The following is a 12,038-nucleotide window of genomic DNA, read 5'->3' on the forward strand; positions in this document are numbered from 1 at the left end:
ATACTCAAGATTCTCCAGACGATTTTGCACCTATCAGTTTATTCAAGAGTCCATTCTGATATGCAACCGCCAAGAGGACAATTACGACACCAATAATCTGAATAAGTGACGGTATCTCGCCGAAAAGTAGGACGGCAATGATAGCGACAGTAGAAATAGGGCTAAGCAACAAAAGTCCAGCTACAATTGTAGGATTTAACCGAACGGAACCATACTGTACAAACGTCCATGCCATCGCTTGTCCCGCTATAGCTAAAACAAGCATCCAAAACCAGTTCATACCTGTAATGGGGTCACCAAGGGTAGTTTCCGGATTCATTGGAAGCTTGCCATTGACCATCACTCCGTGAATCAAATCGAAGCCGCGGTCTGAGATAAATAACATGACAAATAATGGAGCGATTAGCTGAGCAAGAGATGCCCATACCATTGGCTGGATGAACTGCCCCTTATTTACCCTAGTTGCTTTTCGGCTAGTATAGAGGTAAATACCGTAACAGATACCGGAAATACTACCTTCAATCGTTCCAAGAATGTTGATATCGATTCCATGTACGGTAGTCGGTCCTCCCGTATTCTCACTACCACCGAAAACACCACCAGCCATAACAACACCTAATATCATAATTGGAGCAACAATAAAGAAGCTTCTCGGTACTCTTTCCTTGTCGATTAGAAATGCAAGCGCAGGTAAAATAATGATCTGTAGATTCAGCAAAATCGAGGCGATACCCGAACCGACGTAGTAGATGGAATAATTCCAAGCCGTAAAGTCAATTCCGAGAAACACACCCGCGACTAAGGAAAGAATGACTCCTTGTTTATTGAGCGCACCGAGTTTTTTCGCCTCCCTAAGGGCGAATGGAAGTAAAGCTAACGCACCAATCCCACAGCGAAGGATAACAGACGTTGCCGGGTCAAAATTCGATTGTTTCACCCAAGGAGCACTAAATGCGAGAAAGATGATACCGATGATGAGGATCAAGTATGCTTTACCAGTTGACTCGCCTTTATTGACAGGACTATTAACCATATGTTTCACTCCGTTCATGTAAAATTAATTGTATGCATGAATTAAAACTTCCCTCCTCGTCATGGAAACATGGTTAGTATGATAATATTCAACTCTTTTATGCAGGCAATTAATGCCTAAAAACGTGAAATATTCGGAACCCCTTAAGCAAAAAAATAAATCCCCCACTAAATAAGTGAGGGAAGTGAGGGGCTATTTTAATTCTAAATAAGTCTAAATATTATTTAAATGGAGTTTTCTTAAGGTTCTTCCGACGATTTTACAACCTTCAATTTATCTAAGAGTCCATTCTGGTATGCAACTGCTCCAAGAACAATAACAATACCGAGGACCTGAATAAATGAAGGTATTTCACCGAAAAGAAGGACGGCAATGATTGCGACGGTAGAAATAGGGCTAAGTAACAAGAGTCCTGCGACAATTGTAGAATTCAACCGAACGGAACCATATTGAACAAACGTCCATGCCATAGCTTGTCCAGCTATAGCTAAAACAAACATCCAGAACCAGTTCATGGCGGTAATAGGATCACCTAGAGTGGTTTCCGGATTCATTGGAAGCGCGCCATTGACCATCATACCATGAGTCACATCGAAGCCGCGGTGAGAGAAGAATAACATGACAACAGCAGGAGCTATTAGCTGGGCAAAACTCGCCCATACCATTGGCTGGATGAACTGTCCCATATTTACCTTAGTCGCCTTACGGCTAGCATAGAGGTAGATCCCGTAGCAGATACCGGATATACTACCTTCAATAGTCCCAAGAATTGCAATATTCATCCCATGTACGGTAGTCGGTCCTTCCGTAGTCCCGCCACCGCCAAAAATACCACCGGACATAATGACTCCCAGTATCATGATTGGAGCAACAATAAAGAAGGTTTTTGGAACTCTCTCCCTGTCTATTATAAATGCAAGCGCAGGTAAAATAATGATTTGTAGATTCAGCAAAATCGAGGCAATACCTGAGCCAACATAGTAGATGGAATAATTCCATGCTGTAAAGTCAATTCCGAGAAACAAACCAGCGACAATGGAAAGAATGATCCCTTTTTTATTAAGGGCGCCGATTTTTTTTGCTTCCCTAATGGCAAATGGAAGTAGAGCCAAAGCCCCAATCGAACAGCGAAGGATAACAGACGTTGCTGGATCGAAATTCGATTGTTTTACCCAAGGTGCACTAAACGCGAGAAAGATGATACCAATTATGAGGATCAAGTATGCCTTACTTGTTGATCCACTATTATTGACACTGTTATTAACCATATGTTTCACTCCATCTTTGTGTAAAATAAATTATATCGATGAATTAAAACAACCCCTTCGATATAATAACACGAAAAATAATGGATTTTTATGGCTAATATTTACCTTTTTTTACACATGGCACTACTTATGGTACGGTTCTCCCTTAATAATCTTAAATCCGCGATAAACCTGCTCCAACAGTACTAACTTCATGAGCTGATGCGGAAACGTCATCTTTGAAAATGACAACAGCTCATCCGCCCGTTTCAATACATCATTATGTAATCCGAGAGAGCCTCCGATGACAATCGCAACTTTGCTCCTACCGTACGTCATCAATGACTCCATACTTGCCGCCAATTCCTCACTCGTTTTCATTTTCCCTTCAATCGCCAGTGCAATAACATAAGCATCTGGGTTGATTTTTGCGAGAATCCGATCTGCTTCTTTTTTCTTGACGATTTCCATATCGGCTTCGCTTAATGATTCAGGAGCCTTTTCATCCGGCACTTCGACGAGGTCGATTTTGGCATAGGCACCTAGTCGCTTAGCGTATTCGTCGATGCCCATTTTCAAATACTTTTCTTTTAGTTTGCCAACTGACACAATTGTAATATTCACAGGGTTGTCCACCTTTGCTAAAATGTTATACACAGAACTTATTCACATATCCACAGAAAAAACTACATATTGTACCCGATTATGCGTTCGCCACAATATACGATGCGGGCGTGTCACAGTACTCGCATTTTGTGGATAACATTTTCTCTTCGTCAAGTTTCTCCATGATTGGAAACGTCTCTTCTTTTGCGACGAACACGTCAAGTGCATGATTAATATGGGTTTCGCAGCTATATACTTTCAATGTCCACACTTCTTTCCTCTTTTGTTTTTTACACAATGTTATGCACATTTTTGTCTTTTTATCCACATGTCTATTACTTGGATAGAAAAACAGGCAGTATAGCCAATGTTCTGCTATGCTGCCTGTTGTGGATAAACATTTATTACATCCATGTAAAAAGTGTAACATTGTATTCGGTTTTTCGCCTGCTTTATTAACAATTAGAACGTATTTCCGTCCCTTAGTTCCATTTCAATTTCAATTAGTTTTCCGTCACGGTACACTTTCATCTTCATCGTGTCACCGACTTTTTTGTCATTGTATAGATGCTTTCGTAAACCGACCATGTCATTAATTTTCTTTCCGTCCATTTCTACAATGACGTCATATTGCTGAACGCCCGCTGCTTCCGCTGGAGTGTTGCGGAATACTTGTGTGACAATAACTCCTCCCGCTATATCCTCCTGCAAGTTCAATACTCTCCGTCTTTCCGTGGATGGCACGTCTTCCAAGTTAATGAGGCTAACGCCCATTGTCGGTCGCTGAACAGTTCCGGTCATTTCAAGGTCTTTAATGATTGGGACCGCAATATTGATTGGAATTGCGAGACCGATTCCTTCCACAGTCGCCTCTGAAATTTTCATCGAGTTAATACCGACAAGTTGTCCTGCCATATTAATGAGCGCACCGCCCGAGTTACCCGGGTTTATGGCGGCATCTGTCTGCAGAACGTCCGCCTGCCAGTCGATTGACCCATTGCGATCGAAATCGATTGGGATTGACCTGTCCTTTCCTGATACGACACCGACTGTTACGGAGCCTGCAAAACCGAGGCCGAGCGGATTACCGATAGCAATAACCGTTTCGCCGCGTTTCAGTGCATCTGAATCGCCGAACTCAATTACTGTATTCACATGGGCCGCATCGATTTCTACGACTGCCAAGTCCGTCCACATATCGCTGCCGACGAGTCTTCCGTCCACCTTCGTTCCATCATCGAATGTGATCTCCAACTCCTGCGCGTTTTCAACGACGTGATGATTAGTAACGATATACGCTTTATCGCCTTCTTTTTTATAAATGACTCCCGATCCACTGCCTTGTCGTGTCGTTTCTGCCGATGACCAGAAATCGCGCACGGTTTGCAAATTGGTAATGCCAACGACCGCATCTGTAACTTCTGAAACAACATCGGTTATATCTGTATGAATATCGACAGAAACACGCTCACTCTTCAAATTGTCTTCACCGGTCGTCTCGGTTTCAACATTAGATGTCACGTTCTCTTTTCCGGAAGTGGCATTCATTAGAAACCAAACGATGAGAGCCCCAATGATTGCGCCGAAAAGTGCTTGTAGAAATCCGCCACGGCGTTTCGGATTGTACGGTCTTTCGCTAAATTTTGGTGGCTCTTCATGCTTTTCTTGTTCTTGAATAACCGGTTTTTCTTCTTCGTTGCCCGGTCTTTGATTGAAATTATCCATTCCCCTCTCCCTTTCTGTAACAGTTATATTTACTTTACCCTTATATGGTTGTATAAAATCAAGTTTTTTTCACTTCGCAAGTCGCTTGAGTGTTTTGTGCGCATTTCTCATCAAAAAAACCTCACCCGTAGGCAAGGCTTTTTGATGTTTCTATTAGACAATGACAAGCTCTGTCGGATTTTCCGCGTCGGTATCATGCAGATGCACGAATTCGCCCGTGCGGATCCCGCATGCTTCCAACGTTTGCGAAACACTCATCCTTGCGAGATCTTTCATATTATTATCCTTGCTCAAATGTGATAAATATATTTTAGTTTCTTTTTGGTCGACAACTTCACTCATAGCAACTGCTGCATCTTCATTCGACACATGTCCGACGTCGCTTAAGATTCGGCGTTTAATAGACCATGGATACCGTCCCATTTGCAACATGCCGACGTCATGATTGCTTTCGAACACGAATGCATCAGACCCTCTAATATGTCCTTTCATACGATCGCTCACATATCCTGTATCCGTAATGATTGCTAGCTTGCGGTCATTTTCATGGAAAACGTAAAACATCGGATCCACGGCATCATGAGATACGGCGAACGACTGGATGTCGAGCGAGCCGAATGACATACTCGCCTCCATGTTGAAATGGAAACATTGCTCTAACGGAATCTCACCAACAAGTCCGTTCATCGCAAGCCACGTTTTTTCATTTGCATAAATGGGCACTTTATGTCTTCGCGCCAGCACACCAATCCCTTTAATATGGTCGCTATGTTCATGGGTGACAAAAATACCGTCAACATTTGTCATGGAACGGCCGATTTTCTCAAGCTGTTGCTCTATCCTTTTCGCACTTAGTCCTGCATCGACTAAAAAAGCATGCTCTTCGGTCTCTATATATATGGAATTGCCTGTACTGCCACTTGCAAGCACACTAAAACGCATATGAAAAACTCCTTATTCTTTTTCATCCTCGGCCTCATCAAGTTCTTCCTCTTCAACCCTATCCAATAGGAAGTCTATCACTTTGCCGTCAATAGCATTGATGAAATGACTCTCGATTGTACCCTCATTCAATTCTACACGAATATTCCATGTAGCGGCAAATACTTGTTTTCCCGTTAATTGAACAAGTGTCGAGTATCCCGGTGTTACTTTCAGCACTTTGGAATCCTGTTTCAAATAGCTACGCGTAGCAAGCGACCAGACCGCTTCATCTTGCGTCAACAATTCTTTTTTCAAGTTTTCGCTAGTGAATTCTTCTAACATCCGCTGTTCATAACGGGTTACTTCATAGTCCTCGTCCCAATAGACTGTTAATGTGGCATTTGGGCTATAAAAAATCGGTTCGCCATCGACTTTTTGAAAAAAGATAGCTTTCTGAGCTCCCTCATCAACTTCCCATAACTCATATTCAGATCCAGACCATACGTACTTTGCAAGGAAGTCCGTGAAGTGTAAATCCCCTTTTGTGTTCTGGATAGACACTGGCGTATCCATTTTAGCTTCGACACGTGTATTGTCGATGATGAGGATGGACTGACCTTCCAATGTCTCTAATTCTTCCTTCGTGAACGTCTTCATGTTCGCTGAGATGTAGGGGAAATTATGCTTAACAATTTGCGGCAAATTGTACGTAATATTTTCCTGTTTCATTAAATCTTCGACTGATGTTTTCCCTGCAACCTGTACGTTTTGTGCTTCGGTATGCCGGTTCACATATAAGGAATAGAGGAAAAGATTCAATATCGAAAATACGACGATGAAAATTGTTTTCGTTTTATTCCAATCCAATTTGCTCACCCCCGCTCGGATCCGGTATATAAGGGAGCCATTTCTCTTTCATTAAATAAAACCATGCGGGTTCAATTACAAAAATCCGCTGTTCCAAATCATGTCTCATCATATACCCGGCAATGATTTCATCTACAGTTCCGATATCGAGTTTCTTTGATTCGATTAACTCATTTGCAATATCCTCACCTGATGGAAGTGTGATTTCCTCATCTAACGACAACGACACGTCGAGTGTATAATACGGCCGGATATATTTGAAAACTCGTTTATCACCGAAGTACTGTGCAATTTCCGTCATGCCTGTTGTCTCACCCTCACCAAACACCGGATAACCATGAATAAACAACTGGAATCTCACAACGCGGGAATACGAATTGATATACGAAAACCTGAACGAATCCGTCCAACCCCCATGCTCATTTATCGATTCAATTACATCGGGCAACAGGACAGAAGGTTTTGCCGGTTCACTGCTTTCCACGGCAGGGTGGGCAAAGTTCAACATTTTCGATTCAGTATTCACGATCAATAGTGCATGGTCATCCCCGAATTCCTCATGTTTAGAGTCCACTTGGCTGCGTCGGACTGCATTCGGGTCATTGAATAAAGCATCCCGAAAACGGGTCGGACTTATTTCTTCCTGATAGTACGTGCTTTGAATCATCTTAATCGGTTCCGTTGGCACAGTTAAATAGACCGGCTCCTCAACATTCACTTCTGTGTAGGGAGATAAGTCTTCTCCGTTAACAACGATATTGCGATACGACTTCATCGTATCTTCCGCATTAATTTTTCCACGATAATGGATTCCTGTTGCTCGGTCAATGAAATGTACTTCAAAAGAGATTTCCTTCGGGTTCCATCTGACGACGAGACGGTCGAAGCTGAATTCCGGTAAATTAGATTCGTCAATTGGTAAAATCTCATCAAAGACGGCTAACGGCACATCCCCTTGGAAATACAAAGTGAACTGATTCGGCTGTTCAAAGAACTTTTTCATCTGCTCCTTGTTCATCTCGTCTTGAATATACTCCAATTGGGGCACTTTCCATGTGTCTAGTTCCCTCATAACCTCGTCAATTATGTTCTCGTCGGTCGTCCCTTTGAGATCATCGTCGTATTTAATAATAAATTTGTAAGGCTTAATAATGTCTTGCACTTGCTTCCGTTCGCCGATAGAAATATCCACTGTTGGCGATTGTTCAATCGTATCTAGTCGAGGGGAGTACGTCCATATAGAAAAGGTGAATGTAATGCTCAATAGGACGAGCAATAATAAGATAATCGATTTGATCGGCTCGATATACTTCAATCCCATTCACCTACCTCTTGTCGTTCAAAAGGCAGTGTAAAGAAGATAGTTGTTCCTTTTCCTTCTTCACTTTCCGCCCATATTTCTCCGCCATGTGCGATGATCATTTCCTTCGCGATCGCTAAACCAAGGCCAGTCCCGCCCATCGCTCTTGATCTCGCGCGGTCCGCCCTATAAAATCGATCGAAAATACGATTCACATTCGTTTTCGGGATGCCCATGCCGTCGTCGGAAATCATTACTTTGATATATGTCCCGGACGTTGTCACCCCGAAGCGGACATCGCCGCCATCTGGAGAATATTTTAGTGCATTCGAAATAATATTGTCGATCACTTGCGTCATTTTGTCGGTGTCGATTTCTACGAACAAGTCAGATGATGGTAATAACCGCTTAAATTGTACATTATGCGACTTCGAAAATTCGAACCGCTCAATGATTGAGTTGAAGAAATGATTGAATTCAACCCATTCGGTATTCAATTCATATTCTTTACTATCCATCCTAGAAAGCTTCAGCAGGTCATTGACAAGCCGGATCATCCGCTCAGTCTCCGTCTGCGTCACACGGAGGAAGGAAGGAGCAATCTCCTCGTTCTTCCAAGCACCTTCCGCCAATGCATCCAAATAACTGCGCATCGTCGTCAGTGGTGTCCGAAGTTCGTGGGACACGTTAGAAACGAATTCGCGTCGCTCCATATCGATTTTTTCCTGCTCAGTATTGTCATGAAGAACGACAATGAGTCCATTCACGAATCCTGTTTCCCGCTGCGTCACCGAAAACGTCGCTCGTAATATATAAGGTTCTTTTTCCGTGCTAAAATCGAGCGCAATAGAATCCTTCGTTTGAATTAGATCTTCAAAGGTATACTCTTGTTCCAATCCTAAAATACTCGTAATTGGGCGATTCAACACAAGATCACGTGTCATCCGTAACATCATGAGTGCGGAGTCGTTAATTAGACTCACCCTCCCTTTACGGTCTGTTGAAATGACACCATCGGTCATGTTTTCAAGAACTGAGGCGAGCTTCCTTTGTTCACTTTCCGTCGTTGACTGCGACTCTTGGAGCTGATTCGTCAAATGATTGAAAGCAATCGCCAGCTGTCCCATTTCGTCATTCCCATACACGTGGACCTTCCTTGAGAAATTCCCTTGTGCCATCGCCTGTGCTTGGCGTCTCATATCCGAAATCGGCCTCGTAAATGTCCGGGCGATGAAGATGCCGATAATAATTGTGATCGTTAAGGAAACCGCCACTCCACCGGCAAGAATCTGGTTAATTTCATTTATCTGCCTGAACACTTTTTCAATATTGGCCGTCACATATAAAGCGCCAATGACTTCCATATTATTGTTCATAATCGGTGTCACCCGCACCATGACACGCTCGCCGGATGCCTGGTCATAGTTGATATTCTCGTAGAAAGTTTCAGAGGAGATTGACCTCCTCACACTGTCTTCCATCGATCGCTGGCGGACTAATGATTGATTGCCCAGCTCGGATGTGGCTAAAATACTATACTTTGCATCAATGACCCGTATTTCATTAATATCTTCCGAATTAAAGCCCGATAGGACGGTCCGCAAGCTCTGTTCGGTTGACGGATCGTCCGGTGACCGGTCTTTCAACATTTCTTCACGTACACTGAATTCAACGAGGTTCATCCTATCTCGAACCGATGTCGTGAAGTTCGTTTTCAACGTCTCTTCAAGCTCTTTTGCGAAATAAAGCCCGATAATCTGCATCGCTACAAGAATGAGCATGATATAGATAAGGACGAATTTAACATGGATAGACCGCAAAAAACTGACTTTCTGCATTTTCGTTACTCCTGTTCTGGATCACGTAAATAGTAACCAACTCCACGCCTTGTCACAATCCAATTTGGATGGCTCGGAGTGTCCTCGATCTTTTCGCGCAAACGGCGTATCGTCACGTCGACTGTCCGCACATCTCCGAAATAATCATACCCCCACACTGTTTGCAATAAATGCTCTCTCGTCATCACTTGTCCGATATGCCTTGCTAAGTAATGCAGTAATTCGAACTCACGGTGCGTCAGTTCAATCGACTCCCCACGTTTTTGAACTAGATAAGCATCTGGCTGAATGACGAGGCTTCCAACTGTAATTTCATTTGTCGCCTCATCCTGTTCTTCCGACAATGTCTTCGAATGCCTGCGTAAGTTCGCCTTTACCCTCGCAATCAATTCACGTGTGCCGAACGGCTTCGTTACATAATCATCTGCACCTAATTCCAACCCTAACACTTTATCGATTTCCGAGTCCTTCGCTGTTAGCATGATGATCGGAAAATCGTACTTTTTTCGAACCTCTCTGCATACTTCCATGCCATCTCGTTTTGGAAGCATAATATCGAGTAACATAATATCCGGTTGTACTTCTTCCACTTTTGCAAGCGCTTCTTCTCCGTCATACGCACAATGAACGATGAAGCCTTCCTTTTTTAGATTGAACTCTAATATATCTGCTATTGGCTTTTCATCATCGACGACTAAAATAGTTTTGTTTTGCATCATTCATTCCCTTTCCCGCCAGTTTGGCGCTTACTCATTTAATCTATATATCCATCATTCTTACTAGTCACAAGGCTTGCATTAACTAATCATGTTTCCTTTATTATATATTCTATTTCTTTCGCAAAAAACCTTCCATTCCAAAACGTATGCAAAATGAGAAAAAGAGACGGCAACAGAATACTGTAGCGTCTCTATTCCTTCTCTTTATCTTAACACACTCAACGGATTGATATTAGAACCGTTCTTAATGACTTCAAAATGCAAATGCATGCCTGTTGAGCGTCCTGTGGAGCCCATTACACCAATTTTAGAGCCTCGAGGCACTGTTTGTCCCACTTTGACATTAATAGATGACAGATGGGCGTACAACGTCTGATACCCATTGTTGTGAGAGATGATAATTCGGTTTCCATAAGTCCCGTGGTAACCGACATCCGTCACAACGCCGTTGTCAGAGGCGAAAATGGATCGTGTCTTCGGACGGGCGATGTCAATGCCTTGGTGCACTCTTCCCCAACGTTTTCCCATTGTGCTCGAGACGTATCCGCCGTCCGCCGGCCACCCAAAGCTACCTGTTCCACGTGAAGGAATCACTTTCGTTCCGACAATCGTCACTTCGTGAGTCGGTTCTTCCAAAACATGTTCCTCCAACACGGATTTACCGACCACTTTTCCGTTCTGTTTCCGGATTAGTTGCGTGACCATTTTCTTGCCTTCTTTACCCTTTTGTTTAACTTTCTTTTCACCTTTAAATACTGATTCGTCTTTTTCAGTCAGTTTCTTAAACTGAATCGGGGCAATCTCTTTTGACTCATAATGTGCTTCCACTTCGATATAAGGTTCGAGAGCAGTGACGTTCAGTTCCTGACCTATTTGAAGAATTGTATTTTGTGTAATCCCTGGATTGATTTCCATCAGCTTTGTTGTTGACATATTGTGCGCACTTGCAATTTTTCCTAGTACGTCTCCTGCCTGTATTGCATATTTCTTTTCTTCCAATGTACCCTTGTTCAATAGCGTCATTGCTTCTTGTACACTTCGGACTTCTTCAGGTGAAGTTCGTCCTTCAGTTGCCTGCATATGAGCGCTAAATTGAATAGACGCAAGTCTTGTTTCATTTTCCTTTAATGGTGGTATAGGTTCAGTAGATTGTTGGCGGGCTTCGAATTCCGCTAGTTCCTGCTCGGTAACTGTTTGTAAAGTCAGTTCTTGTATTACTTTTTCATAATCAGCCATATCTTTAACGTAAAATGCTATTTCTTCGTCGATTTGGACACCGATTACTTCCGCTTCTACGGTTAACATATTTTGAAGTTTTCCAAGGACCTGTTTATCGTCTGTTGCAACTGAGAATACCTTTTCCGGTACAACCGATAACTCCGATCCGATTGTTAACGGGAGGCCTTCATATTCGGCAGCTGCTTTCTTGAGTTCTTGTTGTTTGAGTTGTTCAAGTTTCTTTTCATCGGATATCGTCCCGACATATGTGCTGTCCGAATAGACGTGGTAGACGGTGTGGATGAAGGATTCTCCCTCTTTTTCTAGTGCGAAACCGGAGCTAATACCGATTGCAGCAAAGAGGACCATCATCATGCCGACCTTTTGGGCTTTTTTATATATGGAATTTTTATTTTGTTGTTCGTTCGTTTGTTGCTTCTTGAAAAACATCGTTTACTGCTCCTTCCGACTGACGACTACTACATTACGCCTATCATACTGAGAGATTTTCACGCTTCTTTAATTTATCATATCTTGTAAGTCGCTTGCGCCTTTATAGCA

Annotated in this window: 11 protein-coding genes; all 11 read right to left on the reverse strand. The window is 42.8% G+C overall.

All coding sequences use genetic code 11. The annotated features are described in order from the left end of the window. Positions 1-4: 4 nt before the first annotated feature. Positions 5-1,033 carry a DMT family transporter gene (locus QM454_RS05685; protein ID WP_432362695.1) on the reverse strand — a complete coding sequence of 343 codons (1,029 nt, stop codon included), beginning with the start codon at positions 1,031-1,033 and terminating at the stop codon, positions 5-7. A gap of 239 nt (positions 1,034-1,272) precedes the next feature. Further along, positions 1,273-2,301: a DMT family transporter gene (locus QM454_RS05690; protein ID WP_432362698.1), complete on the reverse strand. Its 1,029-nt coding sequence runs from the start codon at positions 2,299-2,301 to the stop codon at positions 1,273-1,275. A 123-nt stretch (positions 2,302-2,424) separates the two neighbouring features. Further along, positions 2,425-2,904, reverse strand: a complete 480-nt coding sequence (gene rlmH, locus QM454_RS05695; protein ID WP_432362701.1) for a 23S rRNA (pseudouridine(1915)-N(3))-methyltransferase RlmH — start codon at positions 2,902-2,904, stop codon at positions 2,425-2,427. A 79-nt stretch (positions 2,905-2,983) separates the two neighbouring features. Beyond that, a complete protein-coding gene (locus QM454_RS05700; protein ID WP_432362703.1) occupies positions 2,984-3,157 on the reverse strand; it encodes a CxxH/CxxC protein in 174 nt (57 codons plus the stop codon). Between the two features lie 191 nt (positions 3,158-3,348). Continuing rightward, positions 3,349-4,611 carry a S1C family serine protease gene (locus QM454_RS05705; RefSeq protein ID WP_432362706.1) on the reverse strand — a complete coding sequence of 421 codons (1,263 nt, stop codon included), beginning with the start codon at positions 4,609-4,611 and terminating at the stop codon, positions 3,349-3,351. Positions 4,612-4,764: 153 nt separating this feature from the next. Beyond that, on the reverse strand, positions 4,765-5,553 hold the full coding sequence (locus tag QM454_RS05710) for an MBL fold metallo-hydrolase (RefSeq protein ID WP_432362709.1): 789 nt from the start codon (positions 5,551-5,553) through the stop codon (positions 4,765-4,767). 12 nt (positions 5,554-5,565) lie between these two features. Then, positions 5,566-6,402 (reverse strand): two-component system regulatory protein YycI, encoded by an 837-nt coding sequence (locus QM454_RS05715; protein WP_432362712.1) that lies wholly within the window; start codon positions 6,400-6,402, stop codon positions 5,566-5,568. Further along, positions 6,389-7,723, reverse strand: a complete 1,335-nt coding sequence (locus QM454_RS05720; protein ID WP_432362715.1) for a YycH family regulatory protein — start codon at positions 7,721-7,723, stop codon at positions 6,389-6,391. The genes QM454_RS05715 and QM454_RS05720 overlap by 14 nt, the downstream gene beginning before the upstream one ends. Further along, positions 7,714-9,540, reverse strand: a complete 1,827-nt coding sequence (gene walK / locus QM454_RS05725) for a cell wall metabolism sensor histidine kinase WalK (protein WP_432362718.1) — start codon at positions 9,538-9,540, stop codon at positions 7,714-7,716. Before walK ends, QM454_RS05720 begins: the two co-directional genes overlap by 10 nt. Before the next feature lie 5 nt (positions 9,541-9,545). Then, the gene (yycF, locus tag QM454_RS05730; protein ID WP_432362721.1) at positions 9,546-10,256 is read right to left on the reverse strand and encodes a response regulator YycF; all 711 of its coding nucleotides are present in this window, start codon (positions 10,254-10,256) and stop codon (positions 9,546-9,548) included. 207 nt (positions 10,257-10,463) lie between these two features. Next, entirely contained in the window at positions 10,464-11,927 is a 1,464-nt protein-coding gene (locus tag QM454_RS05735) for a peptidoglycan DD-metalloendopeptidase family protein (RefSeq protein ID WP_432362724.1), read from the reverse strand. Positions 11,928-12,038 lie beyond the last annotated feature (111 nt).

The organism is Sporosarcina sp. UB5 (genome assembly GCF_050859005.1).
Classification (GTDB): Bacteria; Bacillota; Bacilli; order Bacillales_A; family Planococcaceae; genus Sporosarcina.